The organism is Streptomyces sp. NPDC015130 (assembly GCF_043080005.1).
In the GTDB taxonomy this organism is placed as follows: Bacteria; Actinomycetota; Actinomycetes; order Streptomycetales; family Streptomycetaceae; genus Streptomyces.
The window spans coordinates 1-20,973 of record NZ_JBIBVC010000008.1 but is presented as its reverse complement, the minus strand read 5'-3'; the positions used below and the strand labels follow the sequence as shown (position 1 = coordinate 20,973).

Annotated in this window: 16 protein-coding genes and 1 pseudogene; 7 read left to right on the top strand and 10 right to left on the bottom strand. The window is 73.6% G+C overall.

What is annotated here, in order from left to right; genetic code table 11:
- Positions 1 to 6: 6 nt before the first annotated feature.
- Both ACF08F_RS18420 and ACF08F_RS18415 read left to right on the top strand, forming a co-directional pair.
- Positions 7 to 489: an ATP-binding protein gene (locus ACF08F_RS18420; RefSeq protein WP_392299557.1), complete on the top strand. Its 483-nt coding sequence runs from the start codon at positions 7 to 9 to the stop codon at positions 487 to 489.
- Between the two features lie 256 nt (positions 490 to 745).
- A complete protein-coding gene (locus ACF08F_RS18415; protein WP_392299556.1) occupies positions 746 to 3,721 on the top strand; it encodes a HAMP domain-containing protein in 2,976 nt (991 codons plus the stop codon).
- Positions 3,722 to 3,780: 59 nt separating this feature from the next.
- Here ACF08F_RS18415 and ACF08F_RS18410 read toward each other — a convergent pair whose 3' ends face one another.
- Complete coding sequence (locus ACF08F_RS18410) at positions 3,781 to 6,057, bottom strand: SpoIIE family protein phosphatase (RefSeq protein ID WP_392299555.1); 2,277 nt, start codon at positions 6,055 to 6,057, stop codon at positions 3,781 to 3,783.
- 124 nt (positions 6,058 to 6,181) lie between these two features.
- Between ACF08F_RS18410 and ACF08F_RS18405 the strand changes: the two are divergent.
- From ACF08F_RS18405 to ACF08F_RS18385, 5 genes and pseudogenes are all read left to right on the top strand, one after another.
- Positions 6,182 to 6,646: pseudogene (locus ACF08F_RS18405) on the top strand (S1 family peptidase); the annotation flags it as partial.
- 489 nt (positions 6,647 to 7,135) lie between these two features.
- Positions 7,136 to 7,693, top strand: coding sequence for a heme-binding protein (locus ACF08F_RS18400; RefSeq protein ID WP_392299554.1), 558 nt, complete (start codon positions 7,136 to 7,138; stop codon positions 7,691 to 7,693).
- A gap of 76 nt (positions 7,694 to 7,769) precedes the next feature.
- Positions 7,770 to 8,363, top strand: a complete 594-nt coding sequence (locus tag ACF08F_RS18395; RefSeq protein ID WP_392299553.1) for an ankyrin repeat domain-containing protein — start codon at positions 7,770 to 7,772, stop codon at positions 8,361 to 8,363.
- Positions 8,364 to 8,600: 237 nt separating this feature from the next.
- Entirely contained in the window at positions 8,601 to 10,157 is a 1,557-nt protein-coding gene (locus ACF08F_RS18390; protein WP_392299552.1) for a FadD3 family acyl-CoA ligase, read from the top strand.
- A 13-nt stretch (positions 10,158 to 10,170) separates the two neighbouring features.
- On the top strand, positions 10,171 to 11,784 hold the full coding sequence (locus ACF08F_RS18385) for a flavin-containing monooxygenase (protein ID WP_392299551.1): 1,614 nt from the start codon (positions 10,171 to 10,173) through the stop codon (positions 11,782 to 11,784).
- A gap of 100 nt (positions 11,785 to 11,884) precedes the next feature.
- On the opposite strand, the gene ACF08F_RS18380 is transcribed toward ACF08F_RS18385, so the two are convergent.
- From ACF08F_RS18380 to hsaA (ACF08F_RS18340), 9 genes are all read right to left on the bottom strand, one after another.
- Positions 11,885 to 12,802, bottom strand: coding sequence for an alpha/beta hydrolase (locus ACF08F_RS18380; protein ID WP_392299550.1), 918 nt, complete (start codon positions 12,800 to 12,802; stop codon positions 11,885 to 11,887).
- Complete coding sequence (locus ACF08F_RS18375) at positions 12,799 to 13,563, bottom strand: glucose 1-dehydrogenase (RefSeq protein ID WP_392299549.1); 765 nt, start codon at positions 13,561 to 13,563, stop codon at positions 12,799 to 12,801. The genes ACF08F_RS18380 and ACF08F_RS18375 overlap by 4 nt, the downstream gene beginning before the upstream one ends.
- Positions 13,563 to 15,245, bottom strand: coding sequence for an FAD-dependent oxidoreductase (locus ACF08F_RS18370; protein ID WP_392299548.1), 1,683 nt, complete (start codon positions 15,243 to 15,245; stop codon positions 13,563 to 13,565). Before ACF08F_RS18370 ends, ACF08F_RS18375 begins: the two co-directional genes overlap by 1 nt.
- Positions 15,246 to 15,307: 62 nt before the next feature.
- Positions 15,308 to 16,177, bottom strand: coding sequence for a MaoC/PaaZ C-terminal domain-containing protein (locus ACF08F_RS18365; RefSeq protein ID WP_392299547.1), 870 nt, complete (start codon positions 16,175 to 16,177; stop codon positions 15,308 to 15,310).
- Positions 16,177 to 16,659, bottom strand: coding sequence for a flavin reductase family protein (locus ACF08F_RS18360; RefSeq protein ID WP_392299546.1), 483 nt, complete (start codon positions 16,657 to 16,659; stop codon positions 16,177 to 16,179). The genes ACF08F_RS18365 and ACF08F_RS18360 overlap by 1 nt, the downstream gene beginning before the upstream one ends.
- Positions 16,647 to 17,540, bottom strand: coding sequence for a VOC family protein (locus tag ACF08F_RS18355; RefSeq protein ID WP_392299545.1), 894 nt, complete (start codon positions 17,538 to 17,540; stop codon positions 16,647 to 16,649). The genes ACF08F_RS18360 and ACF08F_RS18355 overlap by 13 nt, the downstream gene beginning before the upstream one ends.
- A gap of 86 nt (positions 17,541 to 17,626) precedes the next feature.
- On the bottom strand, positions 17,627 to 18,502 hold the full coding sequence (gene hsaD, locus ACF08F_RS18350; protein ID WP_392299544.1) for a 4,5:9,10-diseco-3-hydroxy-5,9,17-trioxoandrosta-1(10),2-diene-4-oate hydrolase: 876 nt from the start codon (positions 18,500 to 18,502) through the stop codon (positions 17,627 to 17,629).
- A 17-nt stretch (positions 18,503 to 18,519) separates the two neighbouring features.
- Entirely contained in the window at positions 18,520 to 19,686 is a 1,167-nt protein-coding gene (hsaA, locus tag ACF08F_RS18345) for a 3-hydroxy-9,10-secoandrosta-1,3,5(10)-triene-9,17-dione monooxygenase oxygenase subunit (RefSeq protein WP_392299543.1), read from the bottom strand.
- 222 nt (positions 19,687 to 19,908) lie between these two features.
- The gene (gene hsaA, locus ACF08F_RS18340; RefSeq protein ID WP_392299542.1) at positions 19,909 to 20,919 is read right to left on the bottom strand and encodes a 3-hydroxy-9,10-secoandrosta-1,3,5(10)-triene-9,17-dione monooxygenase oxygenase subunit; all 1,011 of its coding nucleotides are present in this window, start codon (positions 20,917 to 20,919) and stop codon (positions 19,909 to 19,911) included.
- Positions 20,920 to 20,973: the final 54 nt, after the last annotated feature.

Genomic DNA, 20,973 nt, shown 5'->3' with positions numbered 1-20,973 from the left:
CAGGATATGACCGGCCGCGAAGCCCAGCGTGCGACCGCCCTCACCCGCCGCTACGAACTGACACAGGGCGCCGGAACGACGCGCACCTGCCGTGACCTCACCCAGCGGGCGCTGAGCGAGTGGTTCGGGCCGGCGGGCGCGCCCGGGCAGGTGGCGGCCGAGGACGCCCTGCTGCTGGTGTCGGAGATCGTCACCAATGCCTTCGTCCATGGCGGCGTCCCGTACGAACTCCGCCTCGACCGGACGGACGGCGGGCTGTGGGTCCAGGTCAGCGACACGAGTCCGGTACGTCCCCGGCCCCACGGGCCGCACCATGCGGGCGGCACGTCCGGACACGGGCTGTACCTGCTGGAACGGCTCGCGGTGGCCTGGGGGTGCGTACGCCGGGGAGAGGGCAAGACCGTCTGGTTCGAGGTGATGGTGCCGGCGTCAGGCGGCCAGGGGGCGCGAGAGCCCTCAGCCGGGGCCCGGGGGGCCTCTTCGACCTAGGGCGTGTTGCGAAAGTCCCGCCTGCCCGACGGCGCCTGGCACGCACGCTCGCCGCGTTGTCGGGATCACCCCGATACATCCAGTACCGGGGCGACCCTCCGCCTTGCGATCGCACGCACCAGACCCCGTCGGGCCCGCCCTACGGGCGACCGGCGCTACTTTCACAACACGCCCTAGAGTGGAGGGGTGGTGTAGGAGCTCCATGGCGCGACCCGCGCCCGGGCCCGTACCACGTCGTCCTTGTGCGAGGTCGTCCATGGCAGAGCGCAGACCGGTGCCCCCCGAGGGGGTGCCCCCTCCCGCGGAGCTCGGCGAGGACGGCCTCCGGCAGCTGCTCGCCGGGCTCACGGCCGTCCGCGACGGTGACCTCTCCGCCCGGCTCCCCGACGCCGGCGGCGGCATTCTGGCCGAGATCGCGGCCGTCTACAACGACATGGTCGGGCAGCTGTCGCTCGTCACCTCCGAGGTCACGCGCGTCGCCGGCGAGGTAGGCGGGCAGGGGCTGCTGGGCGGACGGATCCGTGAGCCCCGGGCGCGCGGGGCGTGGCGGGAGCTGACGTCCGGCGTCAACACGATGGCGGACAACCTGACCTCGCAGGTGCGGTCCATCGCCCAGGTCGCCACGGCCGTCGCCGGCGGCGACCTGACCCGGAAGATCCGGGTGGACGCGCGCGGCGAGATCCTGGAGCTGAAGGAGACCATCAACACGATGGTCGACCGGCTCTCCTCCTTCGCCGAGGAGGTCACGCGGGTGGCCCGCGAGGTGGGCACGGAGGGCAAGCTCGGCGGTCAGGCCACGGTCCACGGCGTCTCCGGCACGTGGAAGGACCTCACCGACAACGTCAACTCCATGGCCGACAACCTCACCAACCAGGTGCGGAACATCGCCCAGGTCACCACCGCCGTCGCCCAGGGCGACCTGACCAGCCGGATCGACGTCGCGGCCCGGGGCGAGATCCTCGAACTGAAGACGACCATCAACACCATGGTCGACCTGCTGTCGTCCTTCGCGGCCGAGGTGACCCGGGTGGCGCGGGAGGTGGGCACGGAGGGCAAGCTCGGCGGCCAGGCGGAGGTCGAGGGCGTCTCCGGCACCTGGAAGCGGCTCACGGAGAACGTCAACGAGCTCGCCGGGAACCTGACCCGTCAGGTCCGGGCCATCGCCGAGGTCACGAGCGCCGTCGCCGAGGGGGACCTGACCCGCTCGATCACGGCCGACGCGCCCGGTGAGGTGGGGTACCTGCGCGACAACATCAACGCGATGGTCGAGTCGCTGCGCGCCACGACCCGGGCCAATGAGGAGCAGGACTGGCTCCAGACCAACCTGGCCCGGATCACGGGACTCCTGCAGAGCACCCGGAGCCTGCCCGGGATCGCCGAACTGATCATGGCCGAGATGCCTCCGCTGGTCGACGCCCAGTACGGCGCCTTCTTCCTCGCCCAGGAGGGCGAGGAAGGCGTGGAACTCGTGATGACCGCCGCCTACGGCTCCCCCGACGCCCCGGACGCCGAGCCGCGCCGCTTCCGGCTCGGCCAGTCGCTGGTCGGGCAGGCGGCGCGCGACCGGCGCGCCCTCCTCGTCGAGCACCTGCCCGAGGGGTACGCCACCATCGCGTCCGGAGTGGGGTCCGGAGAGCCGAGCATGCTGATCGTGCTGCCGATCGTGGTCGAGGAACAGGTGCTCGGCGCCGTCGAGTTCGCCTCGGTCCGCCCCTTCACCCCGCTGCGCCGGGAGTTCCTCGACCGTTTCGTGGTCAGCACGGGTGCCGTCCTCAGCTCGCTGGTGGCCAACATGCGCACCGACAAGCTCCTGGGGCAGTACCGGCAGCTCGCCGACGAACTGCGCTCCCGCTCTGCCGAGTTGCAGACACGGCAGCAGGAGCTCCAGAGGTCCAACGCGGAGTTGCAGGAGAAGGCGGCGCTGCTCGCCCAGCGCAACAAGGACATCGAGTCCAAGAACCTCGTCATCGAGCAGGCGCGGCAGGAGTTGGAGGACCGGGCCCAGCAACTGGCCCGCAACTCGATGTACAAGTCCGAGTTCCTCGCCAACATGAGCCACGAACTGCGCACCCCGCTCAACAGCCTGCTCATCCTGGCCCGGCTGCTCGCCCAGAACTCCCAGGGAAACCTCACCGAGAAGCAGATCGACTACGCCGAGGTCATCCACTCCGCCGGTTCCGACCTGCTGCGGCTCATCAACGACATCCTCGACCTGTCGAAGGTGGAGGCCGGCAAGATGGACATCCGGCACGAGCCGTTCCCCCTCCGTGCGCTCCTGGAGTACCTGGAGGCGACCTTCGGCCCGGTGGCCGACGAACGGCAGCTGGAGTTCACCATCACCCGCGGGGACGACGTGCCCGAGGAGCTCAACAGCGACGAGGCACGGCTCCGCCAGGTCCTGCGCAACCTCCTCTCCAACGCCTTGAAGTTCACCGACACGGGCCGGGTGACCCTCGCCGTCGAGCGGGCGAGCGCCGCGGAGACGCCGCCCGCCCTGCGTCACGACGGCGGCCCCGTCCTCGCCTTCCGGGTGACCGACACCGGTGTCGGCATCCCCTCCGAGCAGTTGAGGCTCATCTTCGAGGCCTTCCAGCAGGGGGACGGCACCTCCGCCCGCCGGTACGGCGGCACGGGGCTGGGGCTCTCCATCAGCCGGGAGGTGGCCGGACTCCTCGGCGGCACCATCGAGGCGGCCAGCACGCCCGGCCACGGCAGCGTCTTCACCTTCTACCTGCCCGTACCCGGCCCGGCCCCGGAGGTCGCCCCGGCCGCCACCGACGGCTCCTCCCCCGTCGACCGCGCGCACGAGGACGACTTCGGCGCCGACCGGCTCGACGAAAGCGGTGCGGCGCAGCGGGCCGAGGGCGAGACGGTCCTGGTCGTGGACGACGACTCCCGCAACGTCTTCGCGCTCACCGAGGTCCTCGAAGGGCACGGGCTGCGCGTCCTCACGGCCGACAGCGGCCAGGCCGGCCTCGACGCCCTCGCCGTGCACGCCGAGATCCGGATCGTGCTGATGGACGTCATGATGGCCGGGATGGACGGGTACACCGCCATCAAGGCCACCCGGAAGCTTCCGGGACGCGAGAAGCTGCCCATCATCGCGGTCACCGCGAAGGCCATGCCGGACGACCGGGCCGACGCCCTCGCGGCGGGCGCGGACGACTACGTGTCCAAACCGGTGGACGAGGCCGAGCTGACCGCCAAGATCCGCTCCTGGCTGTCGGCCTGACGGCGTCACCCCAGCCACGCACCCCGTGCCCGTACCCGCCACCCGTTCCCCCGCGCCGTTCACCCCACGCGCACGGCGACCAGGCTCGTGTCGTCGTCGGTGTCGCCGGTCGCTGTCGTGAGCAGTTCGTCCACGAGCCGCTCCGGCGGCCGGTCCGCGAGCCGCTCCACCTCGGCGGCGAGCAGCGCCAGGCCCTCGTCCAGTCCGTCGTGCCGGCGCTCGATCAGCCCGTCGGTGTAGAGCAGCAGCGTGTCCCCGGGGCGCAGCCCGATCCGGCGCTCCCGGTAGGAGAACGGGGAGACCGCGCCGAGGAGGATGTCCCGCGGCGGGTCGAGCAGACGCGCGCGGCCGTCGCGCAGCAGCAGCATCGGCAGGTGTCCGGCGCTCGACCAGACGAGAGTGTGGTCCTCGGGGTCGTACAGCGCGCAGACCGCCGTCGCCGTCGTACCTCCTCCGGTCCGCAGCGTCACCTCGTTGAGCCAGCCCATCAGCCTGCGGGGCGGTTCTCCGGTGAAGGCGAGGGCCCGTTGGGCGTTGCGGAGGGCCACCATGCCGGTGACGGAGTCGATGCCGTGCCCGGCGATGTCGCCGACGGCCACCAGGACCTTCCCGGTCGGCAGCGCGAGGACGTCGTACCAGTCGCCGCCGACCCGGTACTCCGCCGTGGCCGGCCGGTACCGGACCGCCACGACGAGGCTGCCGGGCAGCTCCATGAGGCCGGGGACCTCGGGCACGATCGCCCGCTGGAGCTGGAGGGCGAGCTGGTGGCGTGTCTCCGCCTGGTGGTGCAGGGCGGTGAGGTGGTCGAAGGTCGCGGTCAGGGCGGCCTCGGTCCGCCGGCTGTCCGACACGTCCTGGTACACGCCGGTGATCCCGACGACCGCCCCTTCGGCGATCAGGGGCTCGGCCGCCACGCGCACATGGCGTACGGCCCCGCCGGGGAGCACGATCCTCAGGACGGCCTGCGCGCCCGTCTGGCGTTCGGTGAGCGTCCTCAGCAGGGCGGTGAGCGCGTCGCCGTCGTCCCGGTGCACGCGTCCCCGCAGGCCCAGGAGCGGTACCGGCGGCTCGTCCGGGGCCATGCCGAACACGCCGTACGCCTGCTCCGACCAGAACGTCTCGCCGCCGGTGAGGCTGTCCTGGAAGGTGGCGACGCTCTGCAGGCGTGCGGTGGCCCGGCCCGCGGCGGTGGCGGGGTCGGCCACGGTGTGCCACAGAGCGATGGCACGGTCCTCGCCGGCCGGCAGGACGCGCACGTCGAGCAGGGGCACGGGTTCGTCCGGCCGGGCGAGCGCGGGCAGTCGTGCGGCCCGCTGGACGCGCGCGGTGGCGGCGGCGCGGCGGACCATACGGGCGAGATCCGTGTGGACCAGCGGGAAGTGGCCGATCAGGGAGTGGCGGTCCTCCCGGGGGAGGCTCCCGAGCACGGCGACCGCCTCGTCGTTGAGGTGTTCCACGGTGGGTTCTTCGGTGCCGTGGACGTGGAGCAGCACGGCCGGGTGGGCGAGGGAGTCGAGGACGTCGACGAGGACGGGTACGGCGGGCCGGGACGTGTCGGCGGTGTCCAGGACGGTGCTCGCCACCTCCAGGAGCCCGGTGAGGGCCCGCCGGGCCGTGCTGTCGAGGGACCGGGGACGCGGCCAGCCGATCAGCGCGAGTCCGACGGGCTTGCCGCGGCGGATCAGCGGCAGCAGGGCACGCGCGCCGTACGGCGACGCCCCCGGCAGCAGGTCTCCGGCCGCCGGCCCCTCCTCCAGCCAGACGGGGGTGCCGTTCGTGAGGGCGGATCGGAGCGGTTCCGGGACCGCGGGGGGAATCCACTGCCACGCCGCGGCCTCCGCCGCCCCGACGCCCGCGCAGCCCGCGAGGAAGAGGCAGCCGTGGTCGGCCCGCTGCCAGAGCCAGAGGCTGTCCGCACCGAACGGGGCGAGCCCGCCGTGCAGCAGGGTCCGTGCCGCCTCGTGGACCGTGTACGCGGTCTCCGCCTCGGCGGCGGTGCGGCGGGCCCGACGGTCCTCGGCGGTCCGGCCGAAGGGCCGGGCACCGTCGGTCGTGTCGGCGGCCGCGGGGCCGTCGCTCCCGGCGACGGCGTTGACGACGTCCGCCGCGATGTCGGAGACCGACAGGCCGGTCGCCGACGCGAGGGCGGTGAGGTGTTCGGCGGCGTCGGCGGTGGACAGGCGCATCTGGGCGGCGAGCACACCGGCGGCGAGGTCGAGCAGATGGCGGTGGGCGTTCCGGTCGCGCAGCCACCGGTTCTCGGCGATCAGGGCGGCGAATCCGGGATCCACCAGAGCACCGTACGGCGGGCCCTCGGGCATCGAGGAACCGGTCACGCCGACCTCCGTTCCGCCACCACGCGGGCGTCCGGCCACGCACTCGTGTCCGTCTCGAATTTTACCCGCGCGTCCACGGCACGGCCGGGGGACAGCCCCATCGTCCTGGGACCGGCTGCCCGGAACCTTCGTCCACCCCGGCTACGTGAACGGAGAGGGCAAGGCTCCGAACAGGGACGACGTGGCGCTGGTCCGCCTCGACCGGCCGGTCACCGAGCGGCCCGTCACGATCGCGGAGGAGGCGGGGAGGCCGGGCACCCCGACCCGGCTCCTCGGCTTCGGCGGCACCGTCGACGGCGAACTCAGGTTCCCGGACCGGCTCCAGGAGCTGGACACCCGCCTGGGCGCCGCGTCCGAGTGCGCGCCCGGCTACGCCGACCCGACCCGGCTGTGCACGATCAGCACGAGGCCCGGGGCCATGGCGTGCCGCGGCGACTCCGGCGGCCCGCAGCTCGTGAAGGGCCGCGGGGGACGCTGGGAGCTCGTCGGGGTGACCTCGGGCCCCGGCGCCCCGGACGTGCCGTGCTCGCAAGGGCCGGGGCTCTACTCCAGCGCACCCGCCCACGCGAAGTGGATCCGGGAGACGATCGACGGCAACAGCGCCGAGGTACCCGTGAAGGACGGCGCCGGGCACGCCGGGACCGGGACGGACGGCAGTGCCGCCGCGCTCGTCGGCGTGGCCTCCGTGCTGCTCGTCGCCGGTGGCGGCGCGGCTGTCGCGCTGCGCCGCAGGCAGGCAGGTCCGGCTGACGTACCGGGCGGAGAGGTCTCCGGACGGGAGGAGGACGACCGCCGGCCGGGAACGCGGGGGCCTCGGTGAGGGTGCCGGAGGCGGCGGACCGCTGGGGCCCAGGACGTACAGCAGGGACAGGCCATCCGGAAAGATCCATTCCCTGTCGTCCGATCGGTTGACCCCGGGGTCCTCCGCAGGGGGCGCCGGAGGCAGCCCGTAGGTCGACCGTCCTCGGCCCCGCACGGCACCAGGATGGAGTGCAGAGCGGGAACGCAGAGCTTCCCGAACCCCCTCAGGGGTCGCATGCCGAGACCCCCGGGGTCCCCTCCCAAGGAGCTGATGTCCGTGAAGAAGCTGTCCCTGCGCACCCGCGTCCTGACCGGTACGATCGCCGCCACCGCGCTGGCCGCAGGCACCTTCGGCGCGGTCTCCGCCAACGCCGCCGCCCCGGCCGCCGCCCCCGCGGCCATCATCCGTGCCGACGCCGGCAACGACAACCTCCAGCAGTCGACGCACCTGACGATCGAGGCCGCCACCCAGGCCGCGCAGGCGACGCTGGACGCCGCCGAGAAGGAGAACCAGCGCGTCTCCGTCGCCGTCGTCGACCGCAACGGCAACACCATCGTGACCCTGCGCGGCGACGGCGCCGGCCCGCAGTCCTACGAGTCCGCCGAGAAGAAGGCGTTCACCGCCGTCTCCTGGAACGCCCCGACCTCCGTCCTCGCCGGCCGCCTCGCCCAGGCCCCGAACCTGAAGGACATCCCCGGCACCCTCTTCCTCGCGGGCGGCGCCCCCGTCACCGCCAAGGGCGCCCCCATCGCCGGCATCGGCGTCGCCGGCGCCCCCTCCGGCGACCTCGACGAGAAGTTCGCCCAGGCCGGCGTGGCCGCGCTCGCCAAGTAGGCCCACCGGCTCCGGCGGCACCCGGCCCCCCGTCCGGGTGCCGCCGGTCTTCGCACAACCGACAGGGAGGAACGACATGCGTGACCGCGACCGCCGCCTGCTGGCGGCCGCCCGCCGGGGCGACGCCGAAGAGGTCCGGGCCGCCCTGGACGAGGGGGCCCGGGTCGAGGCCCGCGACGAGGAGCTGCGCTCCCCGCTGCTGCTCGCCTCGCTCGGAAGCCATGTCGACGCGGCCCGTGTGCTGGTCGCGGCCGGGGCCGACCCGAACGCCCAGGACCGCCGCCACGACAGCGCGTGGCTCGTGACCGGTGTGACCGGGAACGTCGCCATGATGCGCGCCCTGCTGCCCGCGGGCCCGGACCTGACGCTGCGCAACCGTTTCGGCGGGGTGGCGCTGATCCCCGCGAGCGAGCGCGGCCACGTCGCCTATGTGCGGGCGGTGCTGCGGGAGACCGCGATCGACGTCGACCACGTCAACGACCTCGGCTGGACGGCCCTGTTGGAGGCCGTGATCCTCGGGGACGGCGGCCGTCCGCACCAGGAGGTCGTCGCACTCCTCCTGGCCGCCGGCGCCGACCCGGCACTCGCGGACGCGGACGGGGTCACGGCGCTGCGGCACGCGCGGCGCCGCGGCTTCGACGCGATCGCGGCCCTCCTCGAAGACGCCTGAGCCCGCGCTTCGAAGACGGCTGAGCCCGTGCTCCCCCTGTTTGCCGGAACCGGCCTCGCCGCCGCGTCCGACCGGGCCCCTCCGCATGCCCCGGTCCGAAGTTCCGCCGGCACCTTCCCGGTGAGCGGGAACTGGCTCCTGCGCCGGGCCGCCTCTCCCTGCGAGGCTCCGGACCGCTGTGGTTCCGGGCCCGTGACCCCGACGAGGGGCCGGGCGGCAGGGAGGACGTGACGGATCATGACAGGCGCGCAGACGGTCGCCGGACTCGCGGACCGGGCGGCCGAGCGGTACGGGGACGAGGAGGCCCTCGTCTTCGGCGAGGAGCGGTGGACCTTCACGGAGCTGCGGGACCGGGTCGACCGGGCGGCCCGCGGGGTGATCGCGCGAGGGGTGCGGCCGGGCGACCCCGTCGCCGTGTGGGCGCCCAACAGCGCCCGCTGGGTGGTGGCCGCGCTGGGCGCGGTGGCGGCCGGCGGGGTGCTCGTCCCGGTGAACACCCGCTACAAGGCGGCGGAGGCGGCCGACATCCTGCGACGCTCCCGCGCCCGGCTCCTCCTCACCGAGCACGACTTCCTCGGTACGGACTACCGGGCCGTGCTCGCGGCCTCCGGGGAGGAACTCCCGCTGCTCGAAGGGACCGTGACCCTGCACTCCGCGGAGTGGGACCGGTTCCTGGCGGGCGCGGAGCGCGTGACCGGACGGGAGCGGCGGGACCGGAGCGCCGCCGTCCGGCCCACGGACACCGCCGACATCCTCTTCACCTCCGGGACGACCGGCCGCCCCAAGGGCGTGCCCACCACCCACGGGCAGAACCTGCGGGTGTACGACGCGTGGGCCCGCGCGGTCACGCTCCGGCGCGGCGACCGCCACCTCCTGGTGAACCCGTTCTTCCACACCTTCGGCTACAAGGCAGGGGTCCTCGCCTGCCTGATGCAAGGGGCCACCATCGTCCCCGAGCAGGTCTTCGACGCGGAGACCGTCCTCGGCCGCATGCGCGACGAGCGGATCTCCGTCCTCACCGGCGCGCCCACCGTCTTCACCTCGCTCATCCACCATCCCCGGCGCGCCCGCTACGACCTCACGTCGATGCGGATGGCCGTCACGGGCGCGGCGAACATCCCGACCGCGCTCATCGAGCGGATCAGGACGGACATCGGCGCGCGGAGCGTCAGCACCGCGTACGGCCTGACCGAGGCGACGGGCGTGGTCGCCGTCTGCGGCCCCCACGAGTCCCCCGAGACCCTGGCCCGCACCTCCGGCACGGCCCTGGAGGGCACGGAGCTGCGCGTCGACGCCCCGCCCGGCGAGCCCGGGGAGATCCTCACCCGCGGCCCCCACGTCATGCACGGCTACCTCGACGACCCCGAGGCCACCGCCGAGGCCGTCGACCCGGAGGGCTGGCTGCACACCGGGGACGTCGGCGTCCTCGACGAGCGCGGGTTCCTGCGGATCACCGACCGGCTCAAGGACATGTTCGTGGTCGGCGGGTTCAACGTGTACCCGGCCGAGGTGGAGCAGGTGCTGCGCGGCCATCCGGCCGTCCTGGACGCGGCGGTCGTGGGCGCGCCGGACGAGCGGCTCGGCGAGGTCGGCGTCGCCTGGTGCGTACCGGCCGCGGGGGCTCGTCTCGACGCGGCGGAACTGACCGCGTACACGCGGGAGCGCCTGGCCAACTTCAAGGCCCCGCGGGCCTTCCACTCGCTGCCGGAGCTCCCGCACAACGCCGCAGGAAAGGTCGACAAGGCGGCCCTGCGCCGACGCACCACCACCCTTCGCACGGCATCCACCGGATGAGGAGAGTACGAACGTGAACGACAGCATCACCGACTCCGTCGACATCGTGGTCGTCGGAGCAGGCGTCACCGGCCTGTACGCGGTCCACCGGCTGCGCGGTCTCGGCTACCGCGTGCGCGGTTTCGAGCGCGGCGAGGACGTGGGCGGCGTCTGGTACTGGAACCGGTACCCGGGCGCCCGCTGCGACGTGGAGTCCGTGGACTACTCGTACTCCTTCGACGAGGGCCTCCAGCAGGAGTGGGACTGGAGCGAGAAGTACGCGACCCAGCCGGAGATCATGCGCTACCTGCGCCATGTCGCCGACCGGTTCGACCTGCGCCGCCACTACACCTTCGGGACCTCGGTGACCTCGGCCGAGCTGGACGAGGAGCGGCTGCGCTGGACGGTGCGCACGGACGGCGGCGAGGTGGTCTCGGCCCGGTTCTGCGTGTACGCCGTGGGGTGCCTGTCCAGCACGCACGTGCCGGACATCCCGGGGGCCTCGGAGTTCGGCGGCGCCACGTACCACACCGGCGCCTGGCCGCACGAGGGCGTGGACTTCACCGGTCTGCGGGTGGGTGTGATCGGCACCGGCTCCTCCGGCATCCAGACGATCCCGCTGATCGCCGAGCAGGCGGCCCGTCTGACCGTGTTCCAGCGCAGCGCGAACTACAGCATCCCCGCCGGCAACGCCCCGCTGGACGAGGAGACGCGCGCCCGGCAGAAGGCGGGCTACGCCGAGCGGCGCCGGCTGTCCCGGCTGAGCGGCGGCGGCTCGCCGCACGTGGGGCACGCGTCGCGGACGTTCGAGGTGTCCGAGGAGGAGCGGCGGGCGGCGTACGAGGAGCGCTGGGAGCTGGGCGGGGTCCTGTACTCCAAGACGTTCCCCGACCAGCTCACGGACCGGGCGGCCAACGACGCGGCGCGCGCGTTCTGGGAGGCGAAGGTCCGCGCCCTCGTCGACGACCCGGACGCGGCCGACCTGCTGGTTCCGACGGACCATCCGATCGGCACCAAGCGGATCGTGACCGACTCCCACTACTACGAGACGTTCAACCGTGACGACGTGCGCCTGGTGAGCCTGCGGGGGAACGCGATCGAGCGGATCGACGACGGAGGGGTGCTGCTGGCGGACGGGACGCGGGTGGAGCTGGACGCGATCGTGTTCGCGACGGGTTTCGACGCGATGACGGGGGCGATCGACCGGATCGACGTCCGGGGGCGCGGCGGCCGCCGGCTCAAGGACGTGTGGGGCGAGGGTCCCCGCACCTATCTGGGTCTGGGGACCGACGGCTTCCCGAACCTGTTCAACCTGACCGGACCGGGCAGCCCGTCCGTGATGGCGAACGTGGTCCTGTGCGCCGAGCAGCACGGTGACTGGCTCGCCGCGTGCCTGCGCCATCTCGACGAGTCCGGCTACCGGGGCATCGAGGCGAGCGCGGAGGCCGTGGAGGGCTGGGTCGCCGAGTGCCGCGAGCGGGCGGCGGCCACGCTGTTCCCGGCGGCGGACTCCTGGTACCTGGGGGCCAACATCCCGGGGAAGCCCAGGGTGTTCATGCCGTTCATCGGGGGGTTCGGGGTGTACGGGGAGATCATCGCGGACGTGGCGGAGTCCGGGTACAAGGGGTTCGACCTGCTGAGCCGCTGACTCGCCGAGCCGTGCGGGACACGGCGACAGGCCCCGCCCCATCGGATCCGGTGGGGCGGGGCCTGTGCGTGCGCGGCGGTACGGGGCGGGGGTGAGGTGCTCAGTGCGGGTCGAGGGCGGTGCGCAGGAAGCCGAAGGCCGTCGCGCGGGCCTCGGCCGCCTCGGGCAGACCGTCGACCGCCATGGTGAGGAAGCCGTGGAACATCCCCGCGTAGTGGTGGGCCGCCACGGGCACGCCGGCGGCGGTGAGGGCCTCCGCGTACGCCAGACCGTCGTCGCGCAGGGGGTCGAAGCCGGCGGTGACGACGTGGGCGGGCGGGAGCCCGGACAGGTCGGCGCCGGCCAGTGGGGCCGCGCGGGGGTCGGTGCGGTCCGCGGGCCCGCGGAGGTACGCGTCCCAGTACCAGCGCAGGTGGTCGGCGGTGAGGAAACGGCCCCGGCCGTGCTCACGGTGCGAGGGCCGGGAGCGGGCGGGGTCGAGCATCGGGTAGTAGAGCGCCTGGCAGGCGATGCGGGGGCCGCCCCGGTCGCGGGCGAGGAGGGTGAGGACGGTGGCGAGGTTGCCGCCGGCACTGTCCCCCGCGACGGCGATCGCGCCGCCGGGGAACGTCCGGGCCGCCCAGAGCAGCGCCGTGTAGGCGTCCTCGGGGGCCGCGGGGAAGGGGTGCTCGGGGGCACGGCGGTAGTCCACCGCGACGACGGTCGCGCCCGTGCCCCGGGCGAGCGTGCGGCAGAAGCCGTCGTGGCTCGCGAGGTCGCAGAGGACGAAGCCGCCCCCGTGGCAGAACAGGATCACGGGGGCGTGCTCGTGGATGCACGGGCGGTAGACGCGTACGGGTACGCCGTCGGCGTCCTCGTCCCGCACGTCGGCGACGGGCGGCGGCGGGACCGGGGGCTTCGGCCGGGCGGCGAAGTAGGCCCGTATCTCGGTGATGTCGGTCATCTCCGTGCCCAGGGGCGGGAAGTTGACCGCGGCCAGGTCGATGAGCGCCTGGACCTCGGGGGTGGGCTGGGTCACGTGTCCGGTCCTTTAGGGGGCAGGGCGGGCATCCGGCCGGCGGACGCCCCGCCGTCCACGGCGAGTTCGGCGCCGGAGAGGTAGGAGGCGTCGTCGGAGGCGAGGAAGGCGACCAGGCGGGCGACCTCCTCGGGCCGTCCTACGCGGCCGAGCGGTGCGGCCGGGTGGGCCGTGGTGCCGAGGTGGGCGGTCATCGCGGTGGCGACGGCCCCGGGGTGGACGGAGTTGACGCGGATGCCGTCCGGGCCGAGTTCGAGTGCGGCGGTCTTCGTGAGTCCGCGCAGCCCCCATTTCGCGGCTCCGTAGGCGCCGTGTCCCCAGATGCCCTGGAGTCCGGCCTGCGAGGAGATGTTGACGATGGACCCTCCGCCGTTCGCGCGCATCGCGCCGGCCACGGCGCGGATGCCGAGGAACGGGCCGATGAGGTTGACCCGGAGGAGCGCCTCCAGGCGGGCCGGGTCCTCGTCGACTATGGGCGAGGTCGAGTAGATCGCGGCGTTGTTGACGAGGACGTCGAGCCCGCCGAAGGTGTCGACGGCCGTCGTCACGGCGGTGGTCCAGGAGCGCTCGTCGGTGACGTCGTGGTGGACGAAGCGGGCGGCGGGGCCGAGGGAGGCGGCCGTCGCCTCGCCCTCGGCCCCGCGGACGTCGGTGAGGACGACCCGCGCCCCGAGGGCGACGAGGAGCCGGGCCTCGGCCTCGCCCATGCCGCGGGCCGCGCCGGTGACCAGCGCGACCTTTCCGGTGAGGTCGGCGGCCATCAGCGGCTCTCCCCGGCCTCGCGGGGGCGGGCGATGTCGTTGACGGCGAGCCAGCTGAAGGTCATGGCGGGGCCGATGGTCGCGCCGGGGCCGGGGTACGTCTCGCCCATGACGGCCGCCGAGACGTTTCCGGAGGCGTACAGGCCGTCGATGGGTGTGCCGTCCTCGCGCAGCACACGGGCCGTCGCGTCGGTGACGAGGCCGCCCTTGGTGCCGATGTCGCCCGGGTGCACGGGGATCGCGTGGAACGGCCCCTTCTCCAGGGGCGCCAGGTTGGGGTTGGGGAGCGTCGGGTCGCCGTAGTAGCGGTCGTAGACGCTGTCGCCCCGGTGGAAGTCCTCGTCGCGGCCGGCGCGGGCGAAGCCGTTGAAGCGGTCCACCGTGGCGCGCAGCCGCTCCGGGGCGACGCCGATCCGGACGGCCAGTTCCTCGACGGTGGCGGCCTTCCTGACGAAGCCGCTCTCCAGCCACGGCTTGGGGAACGGCTGGCCGGGAAGGAGGCCCATGAAGAGGTAGCGGGACTTGGCGGCGGCGTCGAGGATCAGCCAGGACGGGACGGTGGAGGCGCCGGGCCTGTCGTGGGCGTACATGGCGTCGACGAACTCGTGGTACGGGGCGGCCTCGTTGGCGTAGCGGTCGCCCGCCCCGTCGACGATCACCATGCCGGGGACGCCCCGGTCGGCGACCAGGAAGAAGGGTGCGCCGTCGGGGACGACGACCGACGGCGCACCCCAGACCTTGTCCATCAGGTCGGTGCCCGCGCCGAGGGCCGTGGCCAGCTCCAGGGCGTCGCCGGTCTGTCCGTCGGCGGCGGCGCTCCACTCGGTGGAGGTGGGGGACGGCAGGTGCTTCTCCCGGAGGCGCTGGTCGTGCGAGAAGCCGCCGGAGGCGAGGACGACGCCGCCGGTGGCCCGGACGGTGAGGTCCCGGCCGTCGCGGGTGACGCGGATCCCGGCGACCCTGCCGTCCTTCTCGACCAGGCCGGTCAGCGGCGCGGACAGCCAGAGTTCGCCGCCGAGGGCGTCGAGCGAGTGCCGCATGCGGGCGATCAGCGCCTCGCCGAGGGAGAGGAGCCGCTGCCCGGTGAGGAGGGCCTTGACCGCCCGGCCGCCGACCCTGGCGGCGGTCCGCCGGCCGGCCCAGGTGCGGCCGACCATGTTGAGCAGGCGGAAGTCCTTCGAGGTGATGGTGAGGCCGTACGTGGGGAGCCCGGCCCTGCGCATGGTGGCGCGCTGCTCCGGACCGAGCCTCTTGAAGTCGAAGATGCGGGGTTCGACGGAGCGGCCCTGCGGGTAGCCGCCGAGCCGCTCCGGGTAGTAGTCGGAGTAGCCGGGGGTGTAGACGAACCGTACGGCGGTGCGGTCGTGGAACTCCCTCACCATCCGGGGGCCGTGGGTGAGGTAGGCGTCCTTGCGCTCGGCCGGCACCCGGTCGCCGACGGTGGCGTCGAGGTAGGCGCGGGCCTTCTCGGGGGTGTCGCCGAGCCCGGCGGCGTCCAGGTGGAAGTTGTTCGGCACCCAGATGGCGCCGCCGGACAGGGCGGTCGAGCCGCCGTACACGTCGGTCTTCTCCACCACGAGGACGGTCAGCCCGCGCAGCCGGGCGGTGAGGGCCGCGGCCATTCCGGCGGAGCCGGAGCCGACCACGACCACGTCGTACGTGTGGTCCCAGGTGTCGTTCATCGGGTTCTCCCTCGTCGTGTCCGAGCGGCTCCGGCCGCCGGACCAGCGGGCGGTGCCGCGGTTCAGTGGGCGGTGACGCGGGCGTCGGTGAGGACCGGCGCGTCGTCGCGTTCCGCCGCGGTGGCCGTCAGCCGGTAGCCGTCGGCCGTGTCCCAGACGCGCAGCCGCAGGGTCTCCCCCGGGTGGAACACGCCGGCGAAGCGGGTGCGGCAGCCGGTCACGGCGCTCGCGTCGGCGTCGAGCAGACGGTCGGTGACGGCCTTGACCGCGATCCCGAAGGTGCAGAGGCCGTGCAGCACGGGGCGGTCGTAGCCCGCGCGGCGGGCGGTGGCGGGGTCGGCATGGAGCGGGTTCCAGTCCCCGGTGAGCCGGTAGAGCAGCGCCTGCTGACGGAGCGTCGGGATCTCCAGGAGCAGGTCGGGTGCCCGGTCCGGGGCGGGGAGGCGGTCGGCGGGACCGCGGTCGCCGCCGAAGCCTCCCTCGCCGTGGACGAAGATCTGGTTGCGCTGGGTGAGGAGCGGGGCGCCGTCCTCGCCGAGGAGCGTGGACTCCTGGACGATCACGGCGGCCCGGCCCTTGTCGTACACGTCGGTCACCCGGGTGACGGCGGTGCCCCGGGCGGCGGCGGGCAGCGGGCGGTGCACGGTGATCTCCTGGCCGCCGTGCAGGACGGCCGCCAGGTCGATGTCGACGCCGGGCAGGTCGAAGACCTGGAACCCGACGCCGCCCGTGCCGCCTGCGACCACCCCGAAGGTGGGCAGGACGTGGAGTCCCTCCTCGTGGCCCTCGAAGACGTAGCGCAGCTCGCGCGGATCGGTCTCGGGGACGCCCGCGCCGAGCGCCAGGTGGTAGAGGCGCACGTCGCGGGCGTCCCAGACGGCCTCGGTGCGCACGGGCGGCGCGGATGTCGCCTTGTCGACGTCGAGGGGCATCAGAAGGCCCCGACGGCGTAGCGGCTGCGGAAGAACAGCAGCGGCCTGCCGTCCTCGCGGGCGTCGAGCGCGACCACCTGGGCGGTGACCAGGGAGTGGTCGCCGGCCTCGTGGACGGAGTGGAGTACGCACTCGACGAAGGCGAGGGCCCCGTCGACGCGTACCGTCCCGTGCTCGCCGACGCTCCAGGGCACGCCGGCGAACTTGTCGGGCCCGCTGCGGCCGAGGGCGGCGCAGGTGTCCCGTTGCTCCTCGGCGAGGATGTTGACGCAGAAGCGGCCGGCCCGCTCGATCCTCGGCCAGCTGCTGGAGGACTTGCCGACGGCGAGCATGACCAGCGGCGGGTCGAGGGAGAGCGAGGCGAAGGACTGGCAGGCGAAGCCGACCGGTTCACCCTCGTCGAGCGCCGCCACGACGGTGATGCCGCTGGCGAAGCGGCCGAGGACGTCGCGGAAGGCGGCGGGGTCGATCAGCCGTTCCACTGGTGTCCCCAGAAGCTGTCGGCGGTGATCTCCTTGGCGACCCAGGTGGCGGGGTCGACGACCAGTCCGTCCCAGCCGTACTCGACCTGGAAGCCACCGGGCGCCTGGGCGTAGAACGAGACCATGCGGTCGTTGGTGTGGCGGCCGAGGCTGGAGGCGATGGGGACGCCCGCGGCCTGGGTGCGGTCGAGGCCCCGGCCGACGTCGTCGAGGGTCTCCAGCTCCACCATGAAGTGCACGATGCCGGGGGGCAGGGCGCCGGGGTAGAGGCCCAGGCTGTGGTGGCGGCGGTTGGGGCTCAGGAAGTGCATCCAGTGGAAGTCCCGCTGCTCCGCGGCGGTCGGGACGGCCTGCGGCGGGAGCTTCATGGAGTCGCGGAGCTGGAAGCCGAGGAGGTTCTCGTAGAAGTCGAGCGCCGCCTCGATGTCCGGGACCGGGAGGACGACGTGACCGAGGCCGAGGTCGCCGGTGACGAAGCGGTTGCCGTACGGGGTGACGAGCGGGGTGTGGTCCTGTGCCTGCCCCCAGTAGATCTCCAGCGGGTTGCCGCAGGGGTCCGTCGCCCGGATCAGGCCCCGCACACGGCGCTCGGCGAGCTCGGCGTCGTCCGCCGTCTTGACGGCGACGCCGGCCGCCTCCAGCTCGGCGGCGGCCGTGGCGAGCGCGGCGGCGTCGGCGACCTCCCAGCCGGCCGCGAGCAGCCGGTCGCTCTCGCCCGCCTGGATCGCGAAGCGGTACGCGCGGTCGTCGACGCGCAGGAGGAGGGTGTCGTCGGTGGTGCCGGGGGCCTGCGCCATGCCGAGGACGTCGAGCGCGTAGCGGCGCCACGCGTCGAGGTCGGTGGTCTCCAGGCGCAGGTATCCGAGAGCGCGGATGTCCATGGTGGTGCACCTTCCGTCAGGTGAGGTGAGTGGTCGGGGGTGTGTCAGCGGTCGGGGGTGTGGACGCGTGTCCGTGGTCAGGGGGGTCAGTGGGAGAAGAAGTCGAGCGCGAGGCGGTTGAACTCGTCGGCCTGCTCCGCCTGGGCCCAGTGCCCGCAGTGCGGGAAGACGTGCAGGCGGGCGTCGGGGATGGTCCTGAGGGCGACGAGTGCGCCGTCGAGGGGGTTGACGCGGTCCTCGCGTCCCCAGGTGAGGAGGACCGGCTGGGTGATCCGGTGGGCCTCGCGCCAGAGCATCACGTCCTCGGCCCAGGCGGGGTTGGCGAACGAGGCCCCCATCCGGGCGTTGCCCAGCCGGGTCTCGGGATCGTTCGCCGAGGCCCAGCGTTCCTCGACGAGTTCGTCGGTGACGGTCGACGGGTCGTACGCCATCACGCTGAGGAAGGCGCGGAGTTGCTCCTTGGTCGGCTCCGGGGAGGCGCTGAACTCGAAGAGGCGCTTGATGCCCTCGGTCGGGTCCGGGGCGAAGAGGTTGACGGACACGCCGCCGGGGCCCATCAGGAGGAGCTTGGCGACCTTGCCGGGGTGGTTCAGGGCGATGCGGACGGCGGTGCCGCCGCCGAGGGAGTTCCCGACGAAGTGCGCCCGTTCGATGCCCAGTTCGTCCATCAGCGCGGCCACGGCATCGGCGCTGTAGCTGAAATAGTCCTTGTCGGGCTCCGGCTTGTCCGAGCGGCCGTAGCAGGGCTGGTCGACGAGGAGCGTGCGGAAGCGCCGTGCGAAGACCGGGAGGTTGCGGCCGAAGTTGCTCCAGCCGGAGGCTCCGGGGCCGCCGCCGTGCAGCATGATCACGACGGGTGCCGGGGGCCCTTCGGCAGGGCCGGCCTCGTGGTAGTGGAGGGTGAGTCCCGCCGCCTTGACGGTGCGGGACGTCGACGCGTGGGTGAGCTCTGCCTCTGCCATCTGCGGCGCCTCTCGGGTCAGGCCATGGTGTCGTGGATGGTGATGCCGAGCGCGCACTGCCCGTACATGACGAGGGCCCGCTCGGGGTCGTTGGCGGCGTGGCCGCGGCCGGTGTGGGCGTCGCGCCAGGCGCGCTGGACCGGGCCGGAGCCGGTGCGCATCGCGTTGCCGCCGGCGTTCTCCATGAGGAGGTCGATCGCCGCGACGCAGCGCTCGGTGGCGAGCACCTGGTCCCGGCGGGTGCGGGTGCGGAGCTCCATCGGGAGCTCCTCGTCGCGCTGCGCGAGCGCGTACATCTCGCCGATGTTCCGGGTCATCTGCAGCCAGCTCGCGTCGATGTCGCTCGCGGCGCGGGCGATGCGGACCTGCGCGAAGGGGTCCTCGGCGACCTTCTGCCCGTAGGAGACGCGGAACCGCTGCCTGGTGGCCTCGGTGTAGGACTCGTAGGCACCCTCGGCGATCCCGACGATCGGGGTGGAGATCGTGGCGGTGAAGACGCCGGCGTACGGCAGCCGGTACAGCGGTTCCGGGTTGAGCTCGTGGCCGGGCACCTTCAGGGCGGTGACCGGTCCGAAGCTCAGGGCGCGGTGGTCGGGGACGAAGACGTCCTCGACGACGACGTCGTTGCTGCCGCTGCCGCGGAGCCCGACGGTGTCCCAGACGTCGTCCACGCGGTAGTCGGAGGCGGGGATCAGGAAGGTGCGCATGTCGACGGGGTTGCCGTCGGCGTCGGGGACGAGGCAGCCGAGCAGGGCCCATCCGACGTGGTCGCAGCCTGAGGAGAAGTGCCAGCGGCCGGAGAGCCGGAAGCCGCCGCCGACGGCGGTCGCCTTGCCGGTGGGGGCGTACGAGGAGGCGATGCGGGCCTTGGGGTCCTCGCCCCACACCTCCTGCTGGGCGCGCGGGTCGAACAGGGCGACGTGCCAGGGGTGGACGCCGACCACGGAGGCGACCCAGCCGGTCGAGCCGCACGCCTTGGCGATCTCCTTGACCGCCGAGTAGAAGACCAGCGGGTCCGCCGCCCGGCCGCCGAAGGCCCGGGGCTGGAGGAGCTGGAAGAAGCCGGTGTCCTCGATCTCCTTGACGGACGCGTCGGGTACGCGGCGCAGGGCCTCCGCCTCGGCCGCGCGCTCGCGCAGACCGGGGGCGAGATCGCGGATCGCTGCCAGGACGTCGTCGGCCATGGTGCATCCCCTTTCGGGTCGTGGTGGGGGAAGTGCCGTGACCGTACGACGCGGTGTCACGCGGCGAAATGGCGTGCTCCCACTCAGCGGGAAGCCCGCGCGGAAGCGGGGCCTGACCGCGGCTCGGCGGGGCTCGGCGGGGCTCGGCGCTGCGGGCCTCGCGCGGGTGGGGAAGGAACGGGTGCGGAAGGAGGGGGTGGGCAGGGACGACCTGTTCGGCCGTCAGAGCATCGGGTCCTGGACGGCGATGCCCAGGGCGTCCCGGCCGAAGAGGAGCAGCGCCCGCTCCACGTCGTTGGCCGCCTGCCCCCGGCCGGTGTGCAGGTCCCGCCAGGCGCGCTGGAGGACGTCCGCGCCGCCGCGCATGGGGCCGCCTCCGGCGTTCTCCATCAGCAGGTCCACGGCCGCGATCGCGCGTTCGGTGGCGAGGACCTGGTCACGGCGGGCCCGGGCGCGCAGGGAGGTGGACGGCTCGCCTCCGTCGCGGGCGACGGCGTACAGCTCGGCCGTGTTGCGGTGCAGTTGGAGCCGGCTCGCGTCGATGTCGCCGGCCGCGCGGGCCACGCGTACCTGTGCGAAGGGGTCCTCGGCGGCCCGCTGCCCGTAGGAGGCGCGGAGGCTCTCGCGGGCGGCCGTGACGTACTCCTCGTACGCGCCCTCGGCGATGCCGACCATGGCGGTCGAGATCGCGGTGGTGAAGACGGCGGCGTACGGCATCCGGTAGAGCGGTTCCGGGTTGGCCCGGTGTCCCGGGCAGCGCAGGGAGGTCACCGGGCCGAAGCCGAGGGTCCGGTGGCCGGGGACGAAGGCGTCCTCGACGACGAGGTCGTTGCAGCCGCTGCCGCGCAGGCCGACCGCGTCCCAGACGTCGTCGACGCGGTAGTCGCGGCGGGGCACCAGAAACGTCCGCAGGTCGACGGGCCGCCCGTCGGCGTCGGTGACGAGCCCGCCGAGGAGGGCCCACCGGGCGTGGTCGCAGCCCGCCGAGAGGTGCCAGCGGCCGGAGAGCCGGAAGCCGCCGTCGACCGTCGTGACCCGTCCGGTGGGGGCGTGGGAGGAGCAGATGCGGGCGGTGTCGTCCGTGCCCCACACGTCCTCCTGGGCCCGGGGGTCGAAGAGGGCCAGGTGCCAGGGGTGGACGCCCAGGACGGCCGCGGCCCAGCCCGTCGAGCCGCAGGCCTTGGCGATCTCCCCTAGATGAATGAGTCCGATTTCCGTGCTGGTCGCGACCATGGCGAAGGGCGCCCGTTGGTCAGTGTGTGAAGACAAACCTGGACGCCCTTCTGG